Genomic DNA, 25,846 nt, shown 5'->3' on the forward strand with positions numbered 1-25,846 from the left:
GCGGGACCGCGGTCCCGCCAGGCCACCGTCCTCGTAGGTCGAGGTTGGTGGCTCCGAGAATGTGAACCTACCCGTCCCGGGCCCGTGCCATCCGGCCGGGCCCGGGGTCCGCACGCAGGTCAGGGCGGACGGGAGGGTGTGGAAGGGCTAGTCGTCCCCGCCGTCGGGAAGGAACATGCTCAACAGCCAGCTGACGATGGTGACGACGATCGCACCCCAGAACGCGGGCCAGAAACCCTCGATGTGGAAGGGCAGGTCGAACAATCCTGCGATCCAGTCCGTGAGCAGGAGCAGGAATGCGTTCACCACCAGGCCGATCAGGCCCAGGGTCAGAGCGTAGAACAAGCACCCGACCGCTTTGACGATCGGTTTGATGATCGCGTTGACCACGCCGAAGATCGCGCCGACGGCGAGGTAGACCAGGATCTGGCCGACCGTGTCCTGTGCCGTGACATCGATCCCGTCGATCAGGAAGACCGCCGCCCAAAGGGCGAGCGCGTTCACGATAACTCTGATAATGAGGCTCACAAGGTAGATGTTCCCATGCCATGGCAAGGTCCCGAAACTCCGGCGTAGGTGACCTTGCCTTCAGGCGTGTCGCAACCCCCTCGAAGGAGACCCCACCGTGTCCAGTGCCCAGTTCGTCCGCCCCGCCCGCGCCTCCGACGTGAACACCGTCGTCGACGTCCAGGTGGCCTCCTGGCGGGCGGTGTACGGGGCGCTGCTGCCCGAGGACGTGACCGAGGCGCTGGGCGGCGAGGAGGCCCGTGAGCAGTTCCGCGAGCAGTGGACCACGGCCCTGCAGTCCCCGCCGACCTCCAGGCACAAGCTGGTGGTGTCCACCGACGAGGTCGGCGGGGTGCGGACGGTGACCGGGTTCGCGGCGTTCGGCCCGGCCGGGGACCCGGACCTGTGGCCCGCCACGGACGCGGAGGTGTTCGCCCTGCACGTGGACCCGGCGCGGGCGCGCGAGGGACACGGCAGCCGCCTGGTGAACGCGTGCGTGGACCACCTGGTGGACGACGGTTTCGGCACCGTGCACGTGTGGGTGCCCGAGGCCGACAACGCGCTGCGCACGTTCTTCGAGGCCTCCGGGTGGCGCCCGGACGGCGCCCGCCGGGAGATCGACATGGGGAGTCTGCTCCCGATGGTGCGCCTGCACGCGGCGATCTCCCGCTGAGCCGTCCTCCCGGCCCGGTGACCCGGTCCGGACAACGGGTGGACGCGGGTCGGGACCGCCCTGGGCAGGGACTACCTTGGGGTGGTTGTCTCGGCGCGCACCGGATGGTACGCGCCGTCGTCGAACTGGGAGGGACCGGCGCGTGGCCACGGTCAGTGAATGGGTCTCGGGGCTGCGTCCCCGTACACTTCCGAACTCCGTCGTGCCGGTGGCGGTCGGCACGTCCCTGGCCTTCGCCCTGGGCGGGTTCGTCTGGTGGAAGGCGCTGCTGGCCCTGGTGGTGTCCATGGCGCTGCAGGTCGGCGTGAACTTCGCCAACGACTACAGCGACGGCGTGAAGGGCACCGACACCGAGGCGCGGACGGGCCCGGTCCGGTTGACCGCGACCGGCCTGGCCGCGCCGCGACAGGTGCTGGCGGCGGCCCTGGGCGGCTTCGCCCTCGCCGGTGTGGTCGGCCTGGTCCTGGTCGCGACCTCGTCGTGGTGGCTGCTGCTGGTGGGCGCCCTGGCGATCGCGGCGGCCTGGTACTACACCGGCGGCCGCTCTCCGTACGGGTACCGGGGCCTGGGCGAGGTCTCGGTGTTCGTGTTCTTCGGCGTGGTGGCCGTGGTGGGCACGGTGTTCGTGCAGACGGGATCGGCACCGTGGCAGGCGTGGGTGGCGTCGGTGCCGGTGGGCCTGCTGTCCTGCTCGGTACTGGTGATCAACAACCTGCGCGACATCCCGACCGACCGCGAGACCGGCAAGATCACCCTGGCCGTGCGGCTGGGCGAGACGGGTACCCGGCGCCTGTACGCGGGCGCGGTCGTGGTCGCCTACGCGGCGGCTCTGGCGCTGGCCCCGGTGTCCTGGTGGACGCCTCTGGTGCTGCTGTCGGTACCGCTCGCGGTGCCGCCGGTGCGGCGCGTGCTGGGCGGCCAGGTCGGCCGCGACCTGGTGCTGGGCCTGGGAGAGACCGGGAAGCTCCAGACGGCCTTCGGCGTGCTGTTCTCGGCCGCGCTGCTGCTGGGCTGACCCCGGCGCCCCGGGGCCGCGGAGGCCCCGGCCGCGGGCGGTTCCCGGGCCGACACGCCGGACGGCCGACCGCACAGCGGCCTCCCGCTCCTTCCACGGGCAGTAGGATGCCGCCCACCCGAGACAGGTGCGTACGACACGGCAGGGAGAGATGACACCGTGCCCGGTGAGGACACCGCCCCCGACCCCCTCGAGCAGGCTCCGGACCCACAGGCGTGGGCGGAGCGCTCGGCCCGGCAGGCCGCCGCGTTCGACGCGATCGGTGAGCGCTACGACGAGGCCTTCCCCAGGAAGGAGGGCCAGGAGGACCGGATACGGCGGCTGCTGGACCTCCTGCCGCCCGACGCGTACGTACTCGACCTGGGGTCGGGCACGGGCGTGCCCACCACCAGACAGCTGGTGGCCGCGGGTGCGCGGGTCACCGGCTACGAGATCTCCGAGCGCATGATCGAGATCGCCCGCCGGAACGTGCCGGAGGCCACGTTCGTCCAGGCCGACATCCTCGACCTGGAACCGGTGGAGGCCTCCTACGACGCCATCGTGGCGTTCTTCTCCCTGCTGTGCCTGCCCAAGGCGCGCATCCCCGAGGCGCTGAGCCGTATCCGCGCCTCCCTGGCGCCGGGCGGGCTGCTGTGCCTGTCCATGGTGGAGGCCGACCTGGACGACGTGGCGATCCCCTTCCTGGGCTCGCACATCCGGGTGTCGGGCTACCCGCGCGAGGAGCTGCGCCGGGTGGTGGAGGGGGCCGGGCTGATCGTGGAGGACGAGCGGATCGTCTCCTACGAGCCCGAGGGCGCCCGGCCCGAGGTCCAGGTGTTCCTCACCTGCCGCCGCGGCGCGTAGGGACCGGCCGGCGAAGCGGACCGCGGGGCCGTGTCCCGGACCCGGGACGCGCGCTGGTGCGGTGCCGTCCCGCCCCCACGCCGTGGCCTTGTACCTACAAGTACCTACAAGCGGGGCTCGACGCTCGGATCCCGCCCTACGTACGAGGTCGTCCCTGGTCGGGGTCCGTGGACCGCACCCGGCCGCGGCGGCCCGCCCCTAGTCGAGCCCGAGGAGGGCGTCCAGGCCCACGGTGAGCGGCTCGGACAGGCCGGCCACCCCGCGCACGCCCAACAGCACGCCCGGCATGAAGGAGGTGCGGTTCATCGAGTCGTGCCGGATCCTGAGGGTCTCCCCGTCCGTGCCGAACACGACCTCCTGGTGGGCGATGAGCCCGGCGATGCGCAGCGCGTGCACGCGCACGCCCTCCACGTCGGCGCCGCGGGCACCGGGGATCTCGGAGGTGGTGGCGTCGGGCATGGGCGCGCTACCGGCCTCGCGGCGGGCCTCGGCGACCAGCTCGGCGGTCCGGTAGGCGGTGCCGCTGGGGGCGTCGACCTTCTTGGGATGGTGCAGCTCGATGATCTCGGTGGAGTCGAAGTACGGCGCGGCCTTGCGCGCGAAGTGCATCATCAGCACGGCGGCGATGCCGAAGTTCGGGGCGATCAGCACCTTGGATCCGGGTTTGGCGGCCTGCATGGCGCGCAGGCGCTCCAGCTTGGCCTCGTCGAAGCCGCTGGTGCCCACGACGGCGTGGATCCCGTGGTCGATGAGCCACTCCAGGTTGTCCATCACCACGTCGGGATGGGTGAAGTCGACGACGTGGTCGGCCCCCAGCACCGCGTTCCGGTCGGCGGCGCTGTCCACGCCCGCGACGAGTTCCATGTCGTCGGCGCCCTGAACCGCCCTGACGACCTCTGACCCCATGCGCCCGTCGGCGCCGAAAACTCCTACCTTGAACACGGCACGAGCGTACCGGAACGGGAGGGTCAGCGGACCGAGGCCAGGGCGAGCGCGAAGTCCCCCTCCGGATCGGTCCACCAGTGGACGAGGTCGAACCCGGCGGCGTCCAGCTCGGCGACCAGTCCCTCCCTGCGGAACTTGGCCGAGATCTCGGTGCGCATCTCCTCGTCGGCGGCGAAGTCGACCTCCAGGTCCAGGTCGGCGATCCGGACGCGCTGGTCGACCCGGGAGCGCAACCGCATCTCGATCCACTCCCGCTCGGCGTTCCAGCGCGCCAGGTGGTCGAAGGCCTCGGGGTCGAAGTCGGCGCCGAGCCGGTGGTTGATGACGCTGAGGACGTTGCGGTTGAAGGCGGCCGTCACCCCCTGGGCGTCGTCGTAGGCGGCGACCAGGCGTGCGGCGTCCTTGACCAGGTCGGCGCCGAGCAGCAGCGAGTCGCCGTGGTCGAGGACGCCGCGGATGTCCCGGAGGAAGGCGGCGCGCGGTCCGGGCTCCTGGTTGCCGATGGTGGAGCCGAGGACGGCCAGGAGCTGGCGCTCACCGACCGAGCTGACAGGTAGCAGTCCGAGGTGCTCCTCGAAGTCGCCGACGACGGCGTGCACGTCCAGGCCGGGGTGGTCGTCGGCGACGCGGCGGGCGGAGGAGGCGAGGAAGTCGCCGCTGACGTCGACGGGCACGAAACGGGCGAGGCGGCCGTGGCGGCCCATGGCCTCCAGCAGGAGCCGCGTCTTGACCCCGGAGCCGGAGCCGAGCTCGATGAGCGCCTCGGCGTCCGCCGCCCCGGCGATCGCGTCGGCCCGTCGTTCCAGGATGGCGCGCTCGGCGCGGGTGGGGTAGTACTCGGGCAGCGCGGTGATCTCCTCGAACAGGGCGCTGCCGCGCTCGTCGTAGAACCACTTGGGCGGGAGCTGCTTGGGCCGCGCGCTCAGCCCCTCGGCCACGTCCGTGCGCAGCGCCTTGTCGAGATCGCCGGCGGTCAGGTTTCGATCAATCCGGAACATGGTGCCTCCCTGCGTCCCGGTCGGGACGGGTGCGGTGTGCGGAAGGTGGACGGGGACCTCCCCTCAGCCCAGCGGACGGACCTCGGTGCGCTCCCCCGTGGCCACGACCAGCGAGTCCTCGGGTACCTCGCGCCAGCCGGGCGCGTCGTCGAAGGGCTCCGAGGCGAGGAAGACCCCTCCGCCGGGCTCGCGCAGGGTGAACAGGGTGTCCCCGGCGGCCGTGCCGACGAGCGCCTCGCCGTCGCCGGCCAGCAGGTTGTAGCGGCCCTCGGAGTGCTCACGGGCCTGGCGGACCACTCCGGCCAGGGTCCCGGCCAGGTCGCCCGAAGCCCGCCACAGCCGCACGGTGTGCGCGAACAGGGGAGCGGAGTCCAGGGCGGCGCGGGCGTCCAGCGCCCCTCTCGGCGGGGGCGAGGAGAACGCCGCGGCGAGCGCCTCGTCGTCCCTGACCGCGCCGTTGTGGCTGAACAGCAGCCGGTCGGCGCGGAAGGGCTGGGCGCCCGACTCCTCGGAGCCGAACCCGGGGGTGGCGTCGCGGACGGCGGCCACCACGCACCCGGAGGTGATGGCGCGGGCGGCGTCGGCGAAGGAGGCGTCGCCCCACATGGGCATGGCCCGGCGGTAGCGCAGCGGTTCGGCGTCCGCCCGGGGGTACCAGCCGACGCCGAACCCGTCGGCGTTGACGGTGCCGTACCTCTGCATGCGCGGCGCCCAGGACTGGACGTACAGCGACCGGGGCGCCGCGTACAGCAGCTCGTGCACCGTGCGCGGCGGCCCCAGGTAGGCGAGGTGGCGGCACATCAGGCGGGTTCCGCGTCACGTGCGCACCGGAACCCGCTGAAGACCTGCCGCCGGACCGGGTGGTCCCAGTTGCGGAACGTGGACCGGACGGCGGTGGGGTGGGTGGCCCAGGATCCGCCCCGCAGCACCTTGTACCCGTCGTCGAAGAAGGCCTCCGAGTACTCGCGGTACGGGAAGGCCCCGAACCCCGGATAGCCGGTGAACGTGGTGGAGGTCCACTCCCACACGTCGCCGATCAGCTGCTGCACGCCCAGCGGGGAGGCGCCTTCGGGATGGCGCCCCGCCGGGGAGGGGCCGAGCCTGCGCCGCCCCAGGTTGGCGTGGTGGGGGCCGGGTTCGGTGTCCCCCCACGGGTAGCGGCGGGAGCGGCCGGTGCGCGGGTCGAAGCGTGCGGCCTTCTCCCACTCGGGTTCGCTCGGCAGCCGCTTGCCCGCCCAGGCGGCGTAGGCCCGCGCCTCGTGGAAGCTGACGTGCTGCACGGGTTCGTCGTCGGGCACCATCTCCTGGCGGCCGAACCTGCGGCGGGACCACCCGTCGCCCTCCCGGGTCCAGAAGGCCGGGGAGAGGGCGTCCTTCCCCTCCCGCCATTCCCACCCTTCACGGGTCCACCAGCGGCGGTTCTGGTAGCCCCCGTCGTCCATGAACTCCTGGTAGGCGGCGTTGGTGACAGGCGCGGTGTCGATCCAGTAGGGACCCAGGTCGACGGTGCGGGCCGGGCGCTCGTTGTCGTAGGCCCAGGGGTCGTCGTCGGTGCCCATGGTGAACTCGCCCTCGGGCACGAGCACCTCCCCCTCGGCGGGCGGGCGCAGCATGGCGACGTCGGCGGTGTCCTCCAGCAGCACGGGCGCGCCCCTGCGGAGCTGGTGGGTGGCGAGCATGGTCTCGCCGTGCTGGTGCTCGTGCTGGATGACCATGTGGTAGACGAACCCGGCGTCCAGCAGGGAGCGCCGGTCGTCGGGGGCCTCGCGTGGCCCGGGCACGCCGAGGTCGGCCGAGTCCAGGACGTCGAGCACCTCCCCGCGCACCCGGTCGTTGTACTCGCGGGCCTCCTCCGGGCGCAGCAGCGGCAGGCCGACGCGTTCGGAGCGCGGGTTCTCGAAGGCGTCGTAGAGGCCGTCGATGTCGGGGCGCAGCGCCTCGCGCCCCCCGGCGGCCCGGAGCAGCCACTGCTCCTCGTAGTTGCCGATGTGCGCCAGGTCCCACACCAGCGGCGACATCAGGGGCGAGTGCTGGGCGAGCAGCTCCTCCTCGCCGAGGGCGTCGAGCGTCAGCCCGTTGCTGCTGTGCCTGCTGCGGTCGAGTTCGGCGGCGATGCGCTCCTTGGCGCGCTCCTGTGCGTGGTTCACCGTGCTCCTCCAGCGTGTCCGGGGTCGGGACTCGCGGACCGTTCCGCGGGCGGCCGCTCTCGCGCCGGGCGCGGTGCGGGCACGCGCGGCCGCGTACCGGCGGGGCTGGTCCCCCGCCGCGTGTAGCGGTCGGCGTAGTCGTTGACCAGGACGGACAGGGCGGCGGCGCCCATGCGCGGCAGGGCCTCGACGGCGGCGTCGAAGCAGGCCCGGGCGCATCGGGCGACGTCGGGGTCGGCGATGCCGTGCTGGGCGGACCGCATCCACAGGCGGCGGTCGGGGAAGCGTCCCCGGCACAGCCTCTCGGTGGACTCCTCGGCCACGGCCCGGGCGCGGGGATCGTCGACCAGGGCGGCGGCGAGCGCCACCGGGACCGGCCACCAGCGCGTGGGGAGCGCGTCGATCATGCGCAGCTCCCACCAGCCGCGCGGGCGCACGGGCGGGAAGAGCGTGCTGAGGTGGAAGTCCAGGTCGGCGCGGGTGACCGGGCGGGGCCCCTGTCCGTCGATCCACTGGGCGAGGGTGACGCCGGGGTCCGCGGTCCAGGGGGTGCCCGTGTCGGGACACGCCGGGACCGCCATGACGTTCGCGGCCAGCGCGTACTCGGCCCACGCCGTGGCGGGGTCGGGATCGCTGTCCTGGTCCAGGACCGGCCGGGTCCGGGTGGCGTCGATGGTCGCCCAGATGGCCCACCGGGTGGATTCCCAGCCGGTGGGGCGGCCCCGCCAGGAGGCGGAGTTGGCGAAGGCGGCGACGAGCAGGGGGCCGAGCCGGTGGCTGAGCTCCCAGCGGGCGCGGACGTCGGCGGCGTCCGCGCCGATGTCCAGGCACACCTGGAGCGAGGCGGTGCTGCACATCATGGTGTGGCCGCCGGTGTACCGGTGGTCGGCGAAGAACCGCTCCATGGCCGTGTAGCGGGGCTGCCGGAGCTGGAGCCGGGGCGGGCGGGCGGTGTCGAGTGCGGTCCCGACCAGGTGCAGCCCGGACTCGGCGAGGGTCTTGCCGATGTGGCCCAGATCGGCGGAGAGCGCCTCGTGCGCCCGTGCCGGTCCGGGGAGGGCGGGCGAGCTGAGCTCGAGCTGTCCGCCGGGTTCGAAGGTGATGCTGCTTCCCGCGGGCGGGGGGCCGCTGGCCTCCACCAGAGCCGCGAGGCGGTCGACGGAAACGGGTGCGTTCGGGTCGGCCTGGTCGGTGACCAGCCATTCGGTCTCGACTCCGACCTTTCCGGGAGGGCCGGTCTTGAAACAGATGCCGTTGATGTACTCGTGAACGTCCTCGGTGGTCATCCGGGCCATGGGCTACTCCCTCGACAGCGGTCACCCCCGCCGGGTGACGCCTGACGCCTCCAAGGTCCTGCCCACGACGCCGTCAGACGGAACGCATGGAATGCCCACGAATCTCCGAATACGCCAGGACACTCCCGATGCGGAAGGCGGGCACCGGCGTCGGGAGGCCGGGTGATAGCGGGTTTCGCGGTGGGTGGGCGGACTCCCACCCACCGTTCTGTGATGACCATCACACCGCGGCGAACTCTCGGGGGCCCTGCCCGACTACGGCCCGTCCCCCATGGTCGAGGGCGATGCCGGACACCTCCGCCACACGGTCCAGGCGCAGGCCCCGCCCGCCCTGGGCCCCTGGTGGCCGGCGGTGAGGGGAACCGGTTCCAGGAGGCCTCGTCCAGGTCCACGCGGAGCGGGGAGTGGGGCGGGGGCGGGGGCCTCCGGGGTGGGCGGCAGACCGCCGGACAGGCCCACACGGGTCAGGTGGGCGTCCAGGTCGGGTTCCGCGCCGTGCCAGAAGTCGCGGCCGGTGGTGCAGTGCTCCGGGCGGGGCGCGGGAGCGGAGACGTCGGGACCGGAGATGGCGGTTCCGGATGACATGCCGGTCCTGAACCGGCCCCGTGAGAGCGCTGTTCCGGCACGGATCCCTGCGCCGCGGCCGCGTCCGCTCAGGGAGGGCGGGTGTACGCCGTGCCCTCGTGGAGACGTCCGCGACCAGCGCCCCACCCCGGTCTCAGCCGGTGTTCGGATCCCGGCCGCGGATCCGCCCGGCCGTGTCGTCCGCCGCCCAGTGGCAGGCCACCCGGCGCTCGGCCCCGCCCTCCAGAATCGCCGGGTCCACGGTGCGGCAGCGGTCGGCGACCCCCGCGCGCTCGGCCTCGCCCGAGGCCTGCACCGGGCAGCGCGGATGGAACCGGCACCCCCGCGGCACGCGCTTGGGGTCCGGCGGCTCGCCGGACAGCACCACCGGATCGCCCTCCGCCTCCGGCAGCACCGACAGCAGCGCCCGGGTGTAGGGGTGCGCGGGCGCGGACAGGACCTCCTCCACCGTGCCCAGCTCCACCACCCTGCCCAGGTACATCACCGCGACCCGGTCGGCGATGTTCCACGCCAGTCCCAGGTCGTGTGTGACCACCAGGGCCGACAGTCCCAGGTCGGCGCGCAGGTCCAGGAGCAGGCGCAGGATCTCGCCGCGCACCGACGCGTCCAGGGAGGCCACCGGCTCGTCGGCCACCAGCACCTCGGGTTCCAGCACCAGCGCGCCCGCGATCACCACGCGCTGGCGCTGGCCTCCGGACATCTCGTGCGGGTAACGGGGGAAGAACCGCTCCGGCGGGCGCAGGCCCGCCTTGGCCAGTGCCGCGCCGACCCGGTCGGCCTCGTCGACGGTGGTGCCCTCGTGGATGCGCAGCCCCTCGGCCACGGACTCGTAGACGGTGCGGCGCGGGTTGAGCGACCCGGTGGGATCCTGCTGCACCAACTGCACCCGGCGCCGGTAGCGGCGCATGTCGCGGGACCGGTAGCGCAGCGGGACGCCCTCGAACACCACGTCGCCGCCGGTGGGCCGCTCCAGGCCCAGCAGGGCCCGGGCCAGCGTGGTCTTGCCGCAGCCGGACTCCCCCACCAGCGCCACGATCTCCCCCGCGGCGAGGTCGAGGTTGACGCCGTCCACGGCACGGGCGGAGCCCCGGCCGCCGCCGGGGGCGAATCCGGCCGCGAAGGCGACCTCCACTCCTCTGGCGCTCAGGACGGGGGCCGTCCCCTCCCCGGAGGTCGGCGGAGTCTCGTGGGAGTCGGTCTCTGTGGTACTCACGGGCGCTTCTCCTCGGTGGGGTTGGCGGTCGGCGCCGCGTGCACTCCCCCGCTCCCCGCCGCCCCCAGCGGTCGGGCGGGGCCCACGTGCACGCACGCCGCCTGCCGGGTGGAGGCGCCCTCGGTGTCGGGGTCCACCGGCCACAGGGGCGGGTCGACCGCGGCGCACACGGCCTCGGCCACCGCGCAGCGCGGCCGGAACACACAGCCCGGGGACGGGTCCGCCGGATCGGGCGGATCGCCGGGCAGGCCCCGTGGCGCCAGGCGCGAGGCCGGGTCGCCGATGCGGGGGAAGGCCGCGCTGAGCGCGCTGGCGTAGGGGTGCGCGGGCTCGTGCACGACCTCCGGGGCCGGCCCCTGCTCCACGATCCGTCCCGCGTACATGATCGCGACCCGGTCGCAGGTGGAGGACAGCACGGACAGGTCGTGGCTGATCATCAGCATGCCGATGCCGTGCTCGGCGACCAGCCGCCGCAGCAGGGCCAGGATCTGCGCCTGGATCATCACGTCCAGGGCGGTGGTGGCCTCGTCGGCGATGACCAGGCGGGGTTCGCACGCCAGCGCCATGGCGATCATGACCCGCTGGCGCTGGCCGCCGGACAACTGGTGGGGGTAGTCGCGGGACCGGGAGTGGGGCAGGCCGACCTGCTCCAGGAGCGCGGTGACCCGGGCGGGCGCCTCCCCGGCGGGGACCGTGCCGTGGACGGCCATGGGTTCGGCGATCTGGTCGCCGACCCTCCGGACCGGGTTGAGCGAGTGCATGGCGCCCTGGAAGACGATGGAGGCGCCCGCCCAGCGGACCGCGCGCAGGCGGCCCCAGCGCATGTCGAGGACGTTCTCGCCCTCCAGGAGCACCTCGCCGGTGACACCGGCGGTCCCGGGCAGCAGGCGCAGCAGGGCCAGGGCGACGGTGGACTTGCCGCTGCCGGACTCCCCCGCCAGGCCCAGGGTGTCGCCGGGGTCCAGGGCCAGGTCCACACCGCGTACGGCGGGGACGTCGCCGCCGCCGGTGCGGTAGGTGACGTTCAGGTCGCGGACGTCGAGCAGGGAGGTCAACGCTGCTCCCGGAGTCGCGGGTTGATGACGGATTCGAGTGCCCGGCCGCACAGGGTGAAGGACAGCGCGACCAGGGCGATCGCCAGGCCGGGCGGGACCATGTACCACCAGATCCCGGAGCTGATCGCGCCGGCGTTGCGGGCCGCCTCCAGGACGCCTCCCCAGGACACGGTGGTGGGGTCGCCCACGCCGAGGAAGGCCAGGGTGGACTCGGCGATGATCGAGGTGGCCACGAGCAGGGTGGTCTGGGCGAGCACGACCGGCATGACGTTGGGCAGGACGTGCCAGGCCATGACGTGGGCGTGGCCGCCGCCCAGGGCTCGGGCCCGCTCCACGTAGGGGCGGGCCTCCACGGCCAGGGTCTGGGCGCGCACCAGCCGGGCGGTGGCGGGCCAGACGGTGAGGCCGATGGCGATGATGATGGTGCCGGTACCGCGCGGCAGCACGGCGGCCAGGGCCACGGCCAGGACCAGTGTGGGCAGGACCAGGAACCAGTCGGTGACGCGCATGAGCGCCGAGGAAACGATCCTCCCGGCGGTGCCGCCGGAGGCGCCGAAGTGCCCGGCGGTCATCCCGACCAGGGTGCCCAGGAGCACGGAGACGGCCGTGGCCAGGAATCCCACCGTGAGCGAGACGCGGGAGCCCCAGACGACCAGGTCCAGGACGGAACGGCCGAAGTTGTCGGTGCCGAGCGGGTACTCGGCGCTGGGCGGCTGGTAGGCGGTGCCGGGCGCGCCGGTGATGGTGAGATCGGCCTGGTCGACGAGGAGCGGTGCGGTCAGCGCCAGGGCGCCGATGGCCAGCAGCGCGGCCAGGCCGAACAGCCCGGCGCGGTTGCGAGCGTACTCGCGGGCGAAGCGGCGCAGGGCCTCTCGGCGGCGCCTGCGGGCGAGGGCTCCGGGTGAGGCCGGCGCGGTGGCGCCGTCGGCCTCACCGGCCCGGTCGGTCCCGCCGGCCTCGGGGGTGCCGGGCGTCCCGGCGGGGGCGCTCACGGGCGCACCCGGGGGTCGAGCAGCGGGTACACCATGTCGGCGAGAAGGTTCATGAGGATCACCGAGGCCGCGAAGACCACGAACAGGCCCTGGACGAGGCCGAGGTCGGGCACGCGCAGGCCGGAGTAGAAGAGCTGTCCGAGGCCGGGCCAGGAGAACACGGTCTCCACGAGGATCACGCCGGACACGATCTGGCCGAGGTTGAGGAAGACGAGCGTCACCGTGGGCAGCAGGGCGTTGGGCACGGCGTGCCTGCGTCGCACCAGGGTGTCGCGCAGGCCCTTGGCGCGTGCGGTGGTGAGATAGTCGGCGCCCTTCTCGTCCATGAGCGAGGAGCGCATGATCATCAGGTACTGGGCGTAGATGACCGCGACCATGGTGATGACGGGCAGCACCATGTGCCAGGCGGTGTTCAGCGCGGTCTCCAGGACTCCGTCGGTCCCGGGATCGACCATTCCGCCGGTGGGGAACAGGCCGGGCACGAACCCGCGTCCGGAGGCCAGGAACACGATGAGCAGCAGGCCGAGCCAGAACGTGGGCACCGACCAGAAGAACAGGGCCACGGCGGTGTTCACGCGGTCGCCGCGACCGCCCGGCCTCCACCCGGCGCGGGCGCCCAGGAACAGGCCCAGGAGCGCGGCGACGACCGTGCCGGTCCCGGCGAGCAGGACCGTGGACCCGAGCCTGTCCAGGATGAGCTCGGCGACCGGCTCGCGGTACTGGAAGGAGGTGCCGAGATCGAGGCGGAGCAGTCCGGCCGCGTAGTCCAGGAACTGCTGCCACAGCGGCTCGTCGAGGCCGAACTGGCGGCGCAGCTCCTCGCGCTGCTCCGCGGTGACCTCGCGGCCCTCGGTCATGGCGCGGACGGGGTCGCCGGGCAGGATCCGGAAGAGGAAGAACCCGGCGACGACCACGGCGCCCAGGGAGACCGCCGCGGTCGTCAGGCGTCCGGCCACGTAGCGCGCGACGCGCCAGGCGCGGCCGGACCCGGCGGGGTCCGCCGGGTCGGGGGCGCCGGTCGCCCCGGGCCCGGACGGATCGCCCGCCGTGGTGGGAGTACTGGTCACTCGCGGTCCTCCATGGTGGAGCGTCGGCGGAACAGCAGGAAGCCCCCCGCCGCTACGAGGGCGAGCACGACGGCTCCGACGCCGACCCAGACGCCGGTGGAGGGCCCGGAGGCGGAGGCTCCGGCCTCGGCGGAGGCGGGTTCGGCGGACCACCAGGCCCAGTAGCCCTCCTGGCCCCAGATGTTGCCGCCCTCGGCGGGCTCGTACTGGAGGGAGGCGATCTGGTCGGTGCGGTAGGCCTCCATGATGTTGGGGTAGGCGAGGACGTTCACGACGGCCTCGCGGTAGAGGACCTGCTGGAGCCGGCGGACGAGCTCGGCGCGTCCGGGACGGTCGTACTCGGCGAGCTGGGCCTCGTAGAGATCGTCGTACTCCTCGTCGCAGAAGTAGGCGTCGCCCTGCATCGTGCCGGGCTCGGTGGGCAGGGCCTCGCAGGTGTGGATGCTGAGGACGTAGTCGGGGTCGGGGTTGACCGTCCACCCCGTGAAGATGAGGTCGTACTCGCCGGCGTAGAGGGCGTCGCTGAGCACGCCGGGGTCGACGGTGCGGTTATCGACCTCGATGCCGATGTCGGCGAGGCGCTCGACCAGGATCAGTCCGGCGTTGACGTTGGCGGGACGGTCCTGGTGGACGTGCATGCGCAGCTTGAGGCGGTCGCCGTCGGGTGAGACGCGCACCCCGTCCCCGCCTCTCTCGTACCCGGCCTCGTCGAGCATGGCGTTGGCGGCGTCGGGGTCGAAGTCGGGGGCGGCCTCGTCGCCCTCCGGCTCCCAGTGGAAGTCGGAGTAGCGGGGCGGGATGTAGCCTCCCGCGGCGACGGCCTGGCCGCCGTGCGCCTTGTCGACGATCTCCTGGTTGTCGACGGCCATGGCGATGGCCTGGCGCAGGGTGCGGTCGGCGAGGGCGGGGTGCCCGTCGCCGAACTCCTCGCCGTCCTGGGTCACGGCTCCGGGGTTGACGGTGAAGGCCTGGAAGCGCTTGCCGTCGGCGGTGTTGACGTGGACGTTCTCGGCGGACTCCAGGGCGGTGGCCTGGGCCCGGGTGAGTTCGTAGACGAAGGAGACCTCGCCGCCGCGCAGGGCCTCGACCGCGGCGTCCTTCTCGGAGTAGTAGCGCAGGACGATCCGGTCGAAGCCGGGGGCGCCGCGCCAGTGGTCGGGGTTGGCCTCCAGGGTGATGGACCTGCCCTTGTCGTGGCCGGTGAGGACGAAGGGGCCGCTGCCGACGGTCGGGAAGTCCTCGTTGCCGTACTCGGCGAGGGAGTCTCCCCCCTCCGACTCCTCCAGGATCGGCTCCCAGACGTGCCTGGGCACGATCGGGACGTTCAGGGAGGTCATGGTGGCCTGGGGCTCGTCCAGTTCGACGACCACGGTGTGCCCGTCCGGCGCGGTGACCGACCTGAAGCCGGAGACGTAGTTGCCGTTGGCGACGGACGCCGCCTCGTTCTCCATCATCGTGGTGAAGGTCCAGGCCACGTCGTCGGCGGTGAGGGGCTCGCCGTCGGAGAAGGTGACGTCGTCGCGCAGCTGGAAGGTCCAGGTGAGGCCGTCCTCGCTCGCCTCCCAGGACTCGGCCAGGGAGGCGGCGGGCCCGTTCGTCTCGGGATCGGTGGTGAGGAGGGAGTCGTAGACGTGGCGGAGGATGTTGGTGGTCACGGCGAGCTGGGCCGTGAAGGGGTTGAACGAGTCCACCTGCTGGGAGAGCGCGACCGTGAGGGTGTCGCCGCCGCCCTCGTCCGCGGCTGCGGGGGCGGAGGCGAGGGCGGGGGCCGCGGCCAGGAGCAGGGCGGTACCCGCGGCGGCGACGCGGCGGAGGCGGGTGCTGGGGCGCCGACGGAGGCCGGAGGGATGGTGGTGGGAGTTCATGTGCGGCCCCTGTCAGAGGATCGTGTGGTGGGCGGCGCGCCACCGCCACCCTGGGGTTGGTGGTTGTTTACCAACCTGCGGTGATCAACGTCAATGATCTACGTGGAGCGCCGTGACATCGGCATACATTCGCGCCCGGGTCCGGCGCCGGGGTGGTTCGGTGTGCGCCGCGTGGCGGGCGGATCGTTCACGGCCACCCCGCGTTGGCAGTGAATGCCGTACTCCGCTACGGTTCCGGCCATGATGGGGCACTCGCACGCACTCAGTGGCGTGGTCGGCTGGATGGCGGTCGTTCCGCTGGTCCAAGGCACGGAACTTCCTGGACTCAGCTTCGACCTGGGCCCCGGTGAGGTCATCGCCGGCTCCCTGGTCTGCGCCGGCGCGGCCCTGCTGCCCGACCTGGACCACAAGAGCGCCACGGTGACCAAGACCTACGGCAAGGTCACCGAGACGCTGGGCGGCATGCTCGGCTTCCTCTTCGGCGGGCACCGCATGGGAACGCACTCGTTCTTCTTCGCGATCCTCGTCGGCGTGCTGGTCCAGCTGCTGGCCCTGTGGTCGGAGATGGCGGTCCAGGTCTTCGTGTTCCTGCTGATCGGCATCGCCTTCCAGGGCCTGGGCTTCGGCCTGGACAAGAACCGCATCGCCTCGGGGGTCATCAACGCGCTGGTCACCGGAGGGATCACGCTGGCCCTGTTCACCGCCGGGGTGAACTACAGCTGGCTGGGCCTGGCCGTGGCCTTCGGAGTGGTCCTGCACTTCTTCGGCGACATGATCACCAAGATGGGCGTGCCGATCTTCTGGCCCCTCTACAAGAAGCGCTTCGGCCAGAACATGGGCTTCGTCACCGACGGACCCGTCGAGCAGAAGGTGGTCACCCCGCTGCTGACCGTCGGCGTCATCGTGGGGACGATCTACCTCTTCGACTGGCCCGCCCTGCTGCCCGAGTACTAGGGCGTGCTCTCTTCGGGGCTCCGTTCCGCTTCGCCCGCCCGTCGCCCTCCACCACCCTCAACGGACGCCTGCGGCGCGGCGCCCTCCTTGTTCGGGCGCCTCGAAGGCGGGAGCCTTCGGCGCCTCCGGCGGGTTCGCCCGTTCCTCACGGACCCGCCTACGGCGCCTCCAGAACCCCGCCGACGCCCTGGCCACGCCCCCAGGGGCTGCGCGGGCACTCGCCACACGCCCTGAAGCACAGCGGGCCGGTCCGGGTGATGCGGGGAGCGCTGTTCTAGGCTGGCGGGCGTGACACGATCCTCAGAGAGCCTGACTCCGGAACTGCACACCTACATCGTCGACCACAGCGAGCCCGTGGACGAGGTACTCGCCGACCTCGCCGAGGAGACCGCGCGGCTCTTCCCCGACTACCAGGGCATGCAGATCGGCCCCGAGCAGGGCGCCTTCACCACTCTGCTCACCCGGATCTCCGGCGCGCGCGACGTCGTGGAGGTCGGCACCTTCACCGGCTACTCCTCGATCTGCTTCGCGCGCGGCCTGCCCGAGGACGGCCACCTGCTGGCCCTGGACGTCAGCGACGCGTGGACCTCCGTCGCCCGCCGCTACTGGGAGCGCGCCGGGGTCGCCGACAAGATCACCCTCAGGCTCGGCCCGGCCCTGGAGACCCTGCGCGCGCTCCCCCCGGAGCCCCAGTTCGACCTGGCCTTCGTGGACGCCGACAAGGAGGGCTACGTCGGCTACTGGGAGGAGCTGGTCCCCCGCGTCCGCCGGGGCGGCCTGGTCCTGGCCGACAACACCCTCTCCCACGGGCGCGTGGTGGACACCTCCGCCACCTCCCCGGCGGTGCGGGGCATCCGCGAGTTCAACGACCGGCTGGTCGCCGACGAACGCGTCGCGCAGGTGCTGCTGCCCGTCGGCGACGGCCTCACCCTCGCCCGCAAACACTGACGCGCACCCGGCGGGACCCGCGGACGCCGGTATCCCACCGTCGTCCACGGAACCGGTTCTCCCGAACGCGGCGCGCCCGTCTTCGGTAATGTCCGGTGCCATGCGCCTGCTGCACACCTCGGACTGGCACCTGGGTCGCTCCTTCCACAGGGAGAACCTCATCGACGCCCAGGCCACCTTCCTCGACCACCTCGTCGACACCATCCGCGAACGCCGGATCGACGTCGTGGTCGTGGCCGGTGACCTCTACGACCGCGCGCTCCCCTCGGTGGACGCCGTGCGGCTGTTCGACCGCGCGCTCAGCCGCATCCGCGACACCGGGGCCCGCGCCGTCCTCATCAGCGGCAACCACGACTCCATGACGCGGATGTCCTTCGCCACCGGCCTCATCGACGCCTCCGGCGTCCACCTGCGCAGCTCCCTGGAGGGGGTCGGCGCCCCCGTCGTCGTCGACGACGAGCACGGTTCCGTCGCCTTCTACGGCATCCCCTACCTCGAACCGGAGATCGCCCGCCACCAGTGGGACCTGCCCGAGCGCGGCCACTCCGCGGCCGTCGGGCACGCCATGGACCTGGTCCGCGCCGACCTCGCCGAGCGCCCCGGTACCCGCTCGGTGGTCCTCTCCCACGCCTTCGTCACCGGCGGCGAGCCCTCCGACAGCGAGCGCGACATCTCCGTGGGCGGCGCCTCGCACGTGCCCGTCCCGGTCTACGACGGGGTCGACTACGTCGCCCTGGGCCACCTGCACGGACGGCAGGCCATCACCCCGTCCGTGCGCTACGCGGGCAGCCCGCTCGCCTACTCCTTCTCCGAGGAGCACCACGTCAAGGGCTACTGGGTGGTGGAGCTGGACGCCGGCGGCCTGGCGGGCGCGGAGTTCGTCGAGGCGCCCGTCCCCCGCCCTCTGGCCCGGATCCGCGGCCGGATCGAGGACCTGCTCACCCTTCCCGAGTGGGAGTCCCACACCGGCCACTGGCTCCAGATCACCCTCACCGACCCCCGCCGGCCGGCGCACCCCATGGACCGGCTGCGCGAACGCTTCCCCCACACCCTGGTCCTGGAGTTCGCCCCCGAGGGCGGCACCCCCGACACGCGCCCGGTCGCCGCCTCCGTCGCCGACCGCAGCGAGCGCCAGGTGGTCGCCGACTTCGTCGAGTGGGCCCGTGGCACCCCCGCCACCCCCGAGGAGGAGGCCCTCGTGAACACCGCCGTCGAGCAGGTCCGGTCCCAGGAGGGAATGCGCTGATGCGGCTGCACACCCTCACCATCGAGGCGTTCGGTCCGTTCGCGGGCACCGAGAAGGTGGACTTCGACCGCCTCAGCGCGGGCGGCCTCTTCCTGATCCACGGCCCCACCGGCGCGGGCAAGACCTCCGTGCTGGACGCGGTGTGCTTCGCCCTGTACGGCGGTGTGCCGGGCGCACGCGGCAAGGACCGCTCCCCCAAGAGCGACCACGCGCCGCTGGACCGCGCCCCCCGGATCACCCTGGAGTTCACCGTCCGGGACCGCCGCGTCCGCGTCGAGCGCGGCCCCCGCTGGGAACGGCCCAAGAAGCGCGGGACCGGCACCAAGGTCGAGAACGCCAAGGTCCTCGTCCAGGAGCGGCTCAACGGCCGTTGGGAGGGCGTCACCAACCGCCCCGACGAGGCCGGACAGTTCGTCGGCGACCTGGTCGGGCTCACCCTCGAACAGTTCTGCCAGACCGCCATGCTCCCCCAGGGAGACTTCGCCCGGTTCCTGCGCGCCAAGTCCGACGACCGGCGCGACTCCCTGGAGCGGATCTTCAACACCCGCGTGTTCCGTGACGTGGAGGAGTGGTTCAAGGGGCACGCCAACGGGCTGCGCCGCGAGGTGGAGTCCGCCGACGACCGGGTGCGCGCGGTCGCGGGCCGGATCGCCGAGGTCGGCCGGTCCGCCGCCCCCGACCCGCCCGAGGAGCTGTCGGCGTGGGCCGCCGAGCTGGCCTCCGTCACCGCCGCGACCGCGCGCGACGCCGCGTCCGTGGCCGAGGAGTTCACCGGGGCCCGCGAGGCCGCGCAGCGGGCTCTGAGCGAGGGGCGGGAACTGCGCGAACGCCAGGAGCGGCTGGCCTCCGCGCGTCGGCGCCGTACCGGGCTCGCCGAGCGCACCGACCGGCGCGCGGAGATCGGCACCCGGCTCGACGCGGCCGAACGCACCGAGTCGGTGCTGCCGCTCCTGCGCGCCCGCGACACCCGACGCACCGAGCTGGACAAGGCCGAACTGGCCGTCACCGACCACATGTCCCTGGTCAGCGGCCTGTCCGGGGTCGACACCGCGGACCTGTTCCCGGCGGAGCCCGGCGGTTCCGGCCCCGAGGAGGCGCTGCGCGGCGCCGAACGGGAGCGCCGTGACGAGCTGGCCCGCCTGGAGCTGCTGCGCGGGGACGCCGAGCGCTGCCAGTCCCTGGGCCGCTCCGTCACCGCGCTCACCCGGCGCCTGGGCGATATCCGCGACCAGCGGGAACACCAGCGCGGGCTGGTCGCCGACCTGCCGCCCCGGGTGGAGCGGCTGACCACCAAACTGCGCGGACTGCGCGACCGGGCGGGCAGGGTGGAGGCGGCGGGGACCGCCCTGGCCGCCGCCGAGCGGCGCCGGGACGCGGCCGTGGAGTACGACCGCCTCGGCCGGGAGCTGGAGGAGGCCCACGAGCGGCACGGCGCGACGGTGGACACAGCCCAGGACGCCCGTGACCGCGCCCTCGGACTGCGCGAGCGCCGCATCAGCCACATGGCCGCCGAGCTGGCGGCCGGCCTCGCCGCCGGCGAGCCGTGCGCCGTGTGCGGGTCGGCGGAGCACCCCTCTCCCGCCCGGCCTTCCGGGCAGGGGCTGGTGTCCGCGGAGGAGGAGAAGCGGGCCCAGGCGGCCGCCGACGCCGCCGCCGTCCGGCGCGCCGAGGCGGAGAACGCCGTGGTGGCGCTGCGCGAGCGGCGCGACGCCGCCCGCGAGCGCGCCGAGGGCCGCACCCCGGAGTCCGCCCGCGAGGAGGTGCGGACCCACGTCCGAGCGCTGTCGGAGGCCCGGGACGCCGTGGGGGAGGCGCGCCGGGTGGAGGAGGCGCTGGAGAGGGCCGCCGACGACCTGGAGGGGGCCCGTGCACGCGAGGGCGAGCTGGCCCTCCAGGAGACCCGGGTGGAAGCCGACCGGGAGAACGCCGTCCACGAGCACGGGAGGCTCACAGCCCGGCTGGACCAGGCACGCGGGGACGACGCGGGGCTGGACGAGCGGATCACCAGGCTGAACGGCGAGGCCGACCTGCTCCGCGCCGCCGCCGAGGCCGCCGTCAACCGCGACCGCGCGGCCGAGGAGCTGCGCGCGGCCGCCGCCGAGGCCGAGCGGGCACGGGCCGACGCCCGGTTCGCCGACGAGGCCGGGGTGTGGGAGGCCGCCCTGGACGAGCGGCGACGGCGTGAGCTGCGCGAGCGCGCCCGTTCCTTCGACGACGAGCTGGCCGCCGCCGAGGCGGCGCTGGCCGACCCCGGCCTGGTCGCCGCGGGAGGACTGCCCGCACCGGACCTGGAGGCGCTGGCCGCCGGCTCCCTGCGCGCCTCGGACGCCGCGGACCGCGCGGTGACCTGGCGGAGCACGCTGGAACAGCGTGCGGTCCGGCTCACCGAGCTGCGCGGGGATCTCCGGCGGGAGCTGACGGACCGCGATCCGGTGCTGCACCGCTACACGGTTGCCGAGGGACTGCGCGGCCTGGCGGCGGGAACCTCCCCCGACAACACCGACCACGTGCGCCTGTCCGCGTACGTGCTGGCCTCCCGCCTGGAACGGGTGGTGGCCGCCGCCAACGACCGCCTGGTGACGATGTCGGACGGCCGGTACGAACTGCGGTACACGGTGGACAAGGCCGCCGGCGACGGGCGCGCGCGTTCGGCCGGCGGCCTGGGCATGCGTGTGGTCGACGCCTGGACGGGGGTGGAGCGCGATCCGGCCACGCTCTCGGGCGGGGAGACGTTCTTCAGTTCGCTGGCCCTGGCACTGGGACTGGGCGACGTGGCCGGCGCCGAGGCTGGCGGCGCGGACATCGACACGCTGTTCGTGGACGAGGGCTTCGGCACCCTGGACGAGGACACCCTGGAGGAGGTGCTGGACGTGCTGGACCGGCTGCGCGACGGCGGCCGCGCCGTGGGCGTGGTGAGCCATGTCGCCGACCTGAGGCAGCGGGTCACGACGCGGCTGAGGGTGGTCAAGAGCGCCTCGGGGTCGAGGGTGGAGCACGTGGGCTGACCGGCCCGGTCCCTGTCCCGGGACGGGTGGGTGCCCGCGGCGCGCGGACCGGCCGCGCGCACCCCCACCCCGGATCCGGCCGCCTCCGGACCGGTGCGACAATGACCAGCGTGAATTCGCTGGTCAACATCGCCGTGTTCGGAATCGTGGGCGCCATCATGATGGCGGCCCTCATCGGTCTGCTCCTCGTGCTTCCGGGAGGTGCGAGCGGAACGACTCCCAGGACGCGGGTGGCGTTCGGAACCGCCTCGGTGGTGCTGCTGGTGGCGCTGCCGACGTTGGCCGCGGCCAACACGCTGTCCGCCGGGCCCGGCTTCTGGACGGCGTTCGCCGTGGCCAGCTGCGTCGTGGCCGTCGTGTACGCGGTGAACGTGGGGATGCTGCCGCTGGTGGCCCGCCGCCAGGCCGCGTCCGGGAACCGGTCCGCCCTCGCCTCGCTGCGGCCGTCCCCGCCGGTCCTGGCCGTGGGCCTGCTGGTCTGCCTGGCCCTGGGACTGGTGGGCGCGTCCGTGGCCGCCCTGGTCGTCTGACGCCGCTTCCCCACGTCCCGCCCCCACGCCCCGCGCCCTCCGGCGCGGGGCGCTTCGCCGCCCGGCCGCGCTAGCCGTCCTTCGGACCCGGCGCCTCCGGGTTCGGGCCCGGCGCCTCCGGGGGCGCGGTGTCCTTGGCCGGACCCGTGGCGCGTGAGCGCCGGCCGAGTTCGGCCAGGTAGGCGTTGTAGGCGTCCATGTCGGCGTCGTCGGAGCCGTCCCGGCGGCTGTGCCGTTCGCGGCGGCGCTCCTCCTTCTCGTCGTCGCGCGCCCACTGCCGGACCAGGGCGATCATGACCAGCGCGGTGGGGATCTCGCCCAGCGCCCAGGCGACGCCGCCGCCCTTGTACTGGTCCTCGGCCTGCCCCTCCAGCCAGGGCACCTCGAACTGGCCGTAGAAGTCCATCGCCAGCGGCGCCGACTGCATCATGATCGTGATGCCGAAGAAGGCGTGGAACCCCATCACCACCAGCAGCAGCAGGATCCGCAGCAGGAAGGGCACCTTCCTCGGGGCCGGGTCCACGCCCACGATGATCCAGTAGAAGAGGAAGCCCACGAGGAGGAAGTGCACGCCCATGAACATGTGACCCAGGTGGTCGTTCATCAGCGTGCCGAACAGCGGGGTGAAGTACAGCGCGTAGGGGCTGAGCACGAACAGCGGGGCGGCGACCGCCGGATGCGTCACCACCTTGGAGAAGCGGCTGTTCAGGAACAGGTTCAGCCACTCGCGCGGCCCCCGGTCCCCGCGCCGCGCGGCGGGCCGGAGCCCGCGCAGGGCCAGGGTGACCGGCGCGCCCAGCACCAGCAGGATCGGGGTGAGCATCGACAGCACCATGTGCTGGATCATGTGCGTCGAGAACATCACCATCGAGTAGGTCGCGAACCCGCTCAGCTGTGTGGCGACGATCGTCAGCAGTCCCGCCGCGAAGGACACCGTGCGCCCGACGGGCCAGGGGTCGCCCCGGCGCCGCAGCCGCACCACACCGGCCGCGTACAACCCGCCCCCGATCACCACGAGCATGGCGAAGAACAGGTCGGGGCGCCACAGCGTGAGCAGGGTCCCGGCGCTCATGGGCGGTGGGACGGGGAAGCCGAGGATGATGGTGGCCGGGTCGACGGCGCTCTCCAGCGGCGGGGGCGGCGCGGTGCGCCCCAGCCCGACGGCCACGCCGATGACGGCGGCCATGAGGAGCACCTCGACCAGGGCCACGCGCAGGAACAGCGGGCGCCGGAAGGCCTCCCCCGCCGTGCCCTGCGGCGCGTCGCCGAGGCGCTTGAAGGCGAACTCGCGGTGCATGTAGCCGAACGCGCCCAGGACCACGAACAGGATGGTCTTGACCAGGATGATCAGCCCGTACTCGGTGGTGACCAGGTCCCCGACGGAGTACAGGCGCGCCAGCGCGCTGGCCACGCCGCTGACGGCCACGCCGACGTAGGCCCACAGGGCCAGGCGGCTGAACCGGTTGGCGGCCACCGACGGGTCCTGCGCGTCCCGGCGCACCGCATGGTAGGTGAGGGCGGCCAGCCCGCCCACCCACACGCTAATGGAGATGACGTGCATGGCCAGCCCGGTCACGGCCAGTTCGTGCGCTCCCGAGGAGGCCGAGTGGCCGGTCAGCGCCGGGGGCGTGACGGCGACCAGGGCGAGGACGAGCAGCCACAGACCACCGGTGACGCTGGTGGTCGTGCGTCCGAACAGGGCGATGCCGGTCGTGAACAGGACGACGAACATCAGCGCGATGCCGCCGGAGACGGACCCGGCGTAGGCGGTGACCTCGTCGATGCTGACCTGGCCGGCGGTCTTGGCCAGGAACTCCGAGGCCTGGAAGTAGAGGACGAACACGGCGGAGACGGCCCAGGCCAGGGCCGCCCAGGTGGCGCCTTGCACGTAGCCGACCGCCTGTGGAGACAGCCGGCCCTTGTGGGAGGGCAGCAGGACCGCGGCGAGGAGCAGCAGGCCGATGGCCGCGACCGCGGCGGCGTCCATGGCGGTCTTGGCCAGGGGCAGGCCCCAGCGGACGGCCTCACCGGCGTCGGGCAGGCCCGGGATGACCTCGGGGAAGGCGGCGCCGCCGAGAACGAGGGTGAGGCTCAGACCGATCAGGCACAGGGCCGCGGCGGCCGCCGCGAAGAAGGGGACGCGCCCCGTGCCCGGTGCGTCTTCATGGTGTTCCTGGAAGGGGGGTTTCGGGTTCAGTGCGGGAGGAGCCACGCGCCACTCCGTCGTCGGTCTCGTTTCGATGGCTGGTCAGCGCCCTTGGCCGTGTGACCGCCTCGCCGCCGTCCAGACACTTCCGGCAGGGGCCGCGCACGGAGGAACACCTCGACCAAGGTTAAACCGTTTGCTACACAGTGTCGGACTCGGGCGACTCCGGTAACCCCCGTAAAAGCTCCGGATACGCGGAGCGTCCGGAAGGATGTCGCGTTCCCCCCTCCCCGAGGGGCCTCCCGCGATACGCTCGGGTCCGGTCGCGACGACGGTCCTCCCCGCCTTCGCCGTTCGGCTTCCCCTCCCGCGCCACGGCCCCCGTGGCTCCTCACAGCACATCCTCTCGTCGCGGGCGTGCTCACGAGGAAGATGCGCCTGCTCCAGCGGGCGGACGGTTATGCCTACACCACGCAGAAGGAGGCAGGGGCTTCCTCTCCCGTCTGAGGGCGGGGAGTGTCCCCCACACCAGATGACCGTGTTCGACAGTGTGGTCAGGTCCAGGCGCGTGGTCGCCCCCGAGGGGGTCGGGCCCGCCTCCGTCGGAGTGCGCGACGGCCGGATCGAGGCCGTTGACGCCTACGGTGCCGACATGCCGGCACGCGAGGTGACCGACCTCGGCGACGCGGCGCTGCTGCCCGGTGCCATCGACGTGGACACCGGTGTACACGTGCCGGGGCAGGACCTGGCCGAGTCCTACCGCCTGATGGGCGCGGCCGCCCTGCGCGGCGGTGTGACCTGCGTCGTGGCCTCCCCCGCCCCGGCCCGGCCCGCCATCACGTCCGCGGACGCACTCCAGGCCCACCAGCGCGCGGCGGCGCCCTCCCCGGTGCCGGTGCTGTTCCTTGGCGGGGTGACCCACGGCACCGGCCCGCTCGACCTGGCCGACCTGCAGGCGGCGGGCGCGGTGGCCTTCAGCTGCTCCCTGTCGGACGGGGGAGCCCCGGACATGGCGTCGCTGGGCGACGCCCAGTTGCGCAAGTCGATGGCCGAACTCGCGGCGCTGGACAGCATGCTGCTGGTGCACGCCGAGGACGCCCGGGAACTGGGGGCCCCGCCGGTGCCGGCCGAGCAGCGGCCGCCCCGGGCGGAGCGGCGCGGGCTGGAGCGGGTGATCGCGGCGGCCCGCGTGGTGGGGGCGCGCACGCACGTGTGCCCTTTCACGGCGGCCGAGTGCGCCGCGCTGCTGGCGGCGGCGGGGCAGATCGGGGTGGAGTTGTCGGCGCAGACCTGCCCGCACTACCTGTGCCTGCCCTCGGAGGCGCTGGCGCGGGAGTCGCCCGCCCACGCCTGCCGCCCGCCGGTGCGCTCGGACGCCAACCGCAGGGCGCTGTGGAGCGCGCTGCTGGCGGAGGACTCGTCGATCACCACGGTGGGTTCGGGACACCTTCCCGCCCACGGCCTGTACACGTTGGAGCGGAGTCTGCCCGCGCTGTGGACGGCGGCGCACCGGCGCGGCCGCGGGCTGGCCGACCTGGCGCGGTGGACGGCCGGGGCTCCCGCGGAACTGCTGGGGCTGGGCGGCAAGGGGCGGATCGCGGCGGGCTTCGACGCCGACCTGGTCGCCTTCGACCCCCTCGCACGGGTGGCGGTTCCGGTGGTGGATCCGAGCCCGTACGCGGGTAGGGAGTTGGTAGGCCGCGTGGGACAGGTGTGGGTCTCGGGGCGCAGGACCGAACCGGAGGGCGTCCGCGGTGGCTCCCCGGTCAGCGATCCGTGAGGAGGCCGGGCCGGAGCGTTTCACGACGAACCCTTGC

Annotated in this window: 22 protein-coding genes; 9 read left to right on the top strand and 13 right to left on the bottom strand. The window is 73.4% G+C overall.

From position 1 onward, the window contains the following. Nucleotides 1–147: 147 nt before the first annotated feature. Nucleotides 148–528, bottom strand: a complete 381-nt coding sequence (locus FYX01_RS16120; RefSeq protein ID WP_150242174.1) for a phage holin family protein — start codon at nt 526–528, stop codon at nt 148–150. Between the two features lie 97 nt (nt 529–625). On the opposite strand from FYX01_RS16120, the gene FYX01_RS16125 reads away from it, so the two are divergent. The 3 genes from FYX01_RS16125 to FYX01_RS16135 all read left to right on the top strand — a co-directional run bounded on the left by FYX01_RS16125 (nt 626) and on the right by FYX01_RS16135 (nt 3,038). Continuing rightward, nucleotides 626–1,180, top strand: coding sequence for a GNAT family N-acetyltransferase (locus tag FYX01_RS16125; protein ID WP_150242176.1), 555 nt, complete (start codon nt 626–628; stop codon nt 1,178–1,180). A gap of 142 nt (nt 1,181–1,322) precedes the next feature. Next, complete coding sequence (locus FYX01_RS16130) at nt 1,323–2,195, top strand: 1,4-dihydroxy-2-naphthoate polyprenyltransferase (RefSeq protein ID WP_150242178.1); 873 nt, start codon at nt 1,323–1,325, stop codon at nt 2,193–2,195. 159 nt (nt 2,196–2,354) lie between these two features. After that, entirely contained in the window at nt 2,355–3,038 is a 684-nt protein-coding gene (locus FYX01_RS16135) for a class I SAM-dependent DNA methyltransferase (RefSeq protein ID WP_150242180.1), read from the top strand. A gap of 198 nt (nt 3,039–3,236) precedes the next feature. Here the strand turns inward: FYX01_RS16135 and dapB are convergent, their stop codons facing one another. From dapB to FYX01_RS16190, 11 genes are all read right to left on the bottom strand, one after another. Continuing rightward, complete coding sequence (dapB, locus tag FYX01_RS16140) at nt 3,237–3,980, bottom strand: 4-hydroxy-tetrahydrodipicolinate reductase (protein ID WP_150242182.1); 744 nt, start codon at nt 3,978–3,980, stop codon at nt 3,237–3,239. A 26-nt stretch (nt 3,981–4,006) separates the two neighbouring features. After that, the gene (egtD, locus tag FYX01_RS16145; protein ID WP_150242185.1) at nt 4,007–4,981 is read right to left on the bottom strand and encodes an L-histidine N(alpha)-methyltransferase; all 975 of its coding nucleotides are present in this window, start codon (nt 4,979–4,981) and stop codon (nt 4,007–4,009) included. A gap of 63 nt (nt 4,982–5,044) precedes the next feature. Further along, nucleotides 5,045–5,782: an ergothioneine biosynthesis protein EgtC gene (egtC, locus tag FYX01_RS16150; protein WP_150242187.1), complete on the bottom strand. Its 738-nt coding sequence runs from the start codon at nt 5,780–5,782 to the stop codon at nt 5,045–5,047. After that, entirely contained in the window at nt 5,782–7,128 is a 1,347-nt protein-coding gene (gene egtB / locus FYX01_RS16155; protein WP_150242189.1) for an ergothioneine biosynthesis protein EgtB, read from the bottom strand. Before egtB ends, egtC begins: the two co-directional genes overlap by 1 nt. Further along, nucleotides 7,125–8,423, bottom strand: coding sequence for an ergothioneine biosynthesis glutamate--cysteine ligase EgtA (gene egtA / locus FYX01_RS16160; RefSeq protein ID WP_150242191.1), 1,299 nt, complete (start codon nt 8,421–8,423; stop codon nt 7,125–7,127). Before egtA ends, egtB begins: the two co-directional genes overlap by 4 nt. Nucleotides 8,424–8,678: 255 nt before the next feature. Continuing rightward, nucleotides 8,679–9,008 carry a hypothetical protein gene (locus FYX01_RS16165; protein ID WP_150242194.1) on the bottom strand — a complete coding sequence of 110 codons (330 nt, stop codon included), beginning with the start codon at nt 9,006–9,008 and terminating at the stop codon, nt 8,679–8,681. 133 nt (nt 9,009–9,141) lie between these two features. Further along, nucleotides 9,142–10,221, bottom strand: coding sequence for an ABC transporter ATP-binding protein (locus FYX01_RS16170; RefSeq protein ID WP_150242196.1), 1,080 nt, complete (start codon nt 10,219–10,221; stop codon nt 9,142–9,144). After that, nucleotides 10,218–11,276, bottom strand: coding sequence for an ABC transporter ATP-binding protein (locus tag FYX01_RS16175; protein WP_150242199.1), 1,059 nt, complete (start codon nt 11,274–11,276; stop codon nt 10,218–10,220). The genes FYX01_RS16170 and FYX01_RS16175 overlap by 4 nt, the downstream gene beginning before the upstream one ends. Continuing rightward, on the bottom strand, nt 11,273–12,268 hold the full coding sequence (locus tag FYX01_RS16180; RefSeq protein ID WP_150242201.1) for an ABC transporter permease: 996 nt from the start codon (nt 12,266–12,268) through the stop codon (nt 11,273–11,275). Before FYX01_RS16180 ends, FYX01_RS16175 begins: the two co-directional genes overlap by 4 nt. Further along, on the bottom strand, nt 12,265–13,335 hold the full coding sequence (locus FYX01_RS16185; protein WP_150242203.1) for an ABC transporter permease: 1,071 nt from the start codon (nt 13,333–13,335) through the stop codon (nt 12,265–12,267). The genes FYX01_RS16180 and FYX01_RS16185 overlap by 4 nt, the downstream gene beginning before the upstream one ends. After that, on the bottom strand, nt 13,332–15,200 hold the full coding sequence (locus FYX01_RS16190; RefSeq protein ID WP_150242205.1) for an ABC transporter substrate-binding protein: 1,869 nt from the start codon (nt 15,198–15,200) through the stop codon (nt 13,332–13,334). Before FYX01_RS16190 ends, FYX01_RS16185 begins: the two co-directional genes overlap by 4 nt. 240 nt (nt 15,201–15,440) lie before the next feature. On the opposite strand from FYX01_RS16190, the gene FYX01_RS16195 reads away from it, so the two are divergent. The 5 genes from FYX01_RS16195 to FYX01_RS16215 all read left to right on the top strand — a co-directional run bounded on the left by FYX01_RS16195 (nt 15,441) and on the right by FYX01_RS16215 (nt 21,883). After that, entirely contained in the window at nt 15,441–16,154 is a 714-nt protein-coding gene (locus tag FYX01_RS16195; protein WP_150242207.1) for a metal-dependent hydrolase, read from the top strand. Between the two features lie 288 nt (nt 16,155–16,442). Further along, nucleotides 16,443–17,102: an O-methyltransferase gene (locus FYX01_RS16200; protein WP_150242209.1), complete on the top strand. Its 660-nt coding sequence runs from the start codon at nt 16,443–16,445 to the stop codon at nt 17,100–17,102. Nucleotides 17,103–17,190: 88 nt separating this feature from the next. Further along, nucleotides 17,191–18,348, top strand: coding sequence for an exonuclease SbcCD subunit D (locus FYX01_RS16205; RefSeq protein ID WP_150242211.1), 1,158 nt, complete (start codon nt 17,191–17,193; stop codon nt 18,346–18,348). Continuing rightward, nucleotides 18,348–21,353 carry an AAA family ATPase gene (locus FYX01_RS16210; RefSeq protein WP_150242213.1) on the top strand — a complete coding sequence of 1,002 codons (3,006 nt, stop codon included), beginning with the start codon at nt 18,348–18,350 and terminating at the stop codon, nt 21,351–21,353. The genes FYX01_RS16205 and FYX01_RS16210 overlap by 1 nt, the downstream gene beginning before the upstream one ends. 101 nt (nt 21,354–21,454) lie before the next feature. Next, nucleotides 21,455–21,883: a hypothetical protein gene (locus FYX01_RS16215; RefSeq protein WP_150242215.1), complete on the top strand. Its 429-nt coding sequence runs from the start codon at nt 21,455–21,457 to the stop codon at nt 21,881–21,883. Between the two features lie 70 nt (nt 21,884–21,953). Here the strand turns inward: FYX01_RS16215 and FYX01_RS16220 are convergent, their stop codons facing one another. Continuing rightward, nucleotides 21,954–24,095 (bottom strand): bifunctional copper resistance protein CopD/cytochrome c oxidase assembly protein, encoded by a 2,142-nt coding sequence (locus FYX01_RS16220; protein WP_150242217.1) that lies wholly within the window; start codon nt 24,093–24,095, stop codon nt 21,954–21,956. 466 nt (nt 24,096–24,561) lie between these two features. Here FYX01_RS16220 and FYX01_RS16225 point away from each other — a divergent pair, with 466 nt between their 5' ends. Then, nucleotides 24,562–25,809, top strand: a complete 1,248-nt coding sequence (locus FYX01_RS16225; protein ID WP_150242219.1) for an amidohydrolase family protein — start codon at nt 24,562–24,564, stop codon at nt 25,807–25,809. Nucleotides 25,810–25,846 lie beyond the last annotated feature (37 nt).

The organism is Nocardiopsis quinghaiensis, from assembly GCF_008638365.1.
Taxonomy (GTDB): domain Bacteria; phylum Actinomycetota; class Actinomycetes; order Streptosporangiales; family Streptosporangiaceae; genus Nocardiopsis; species Nocardiopsis quinghaiensis.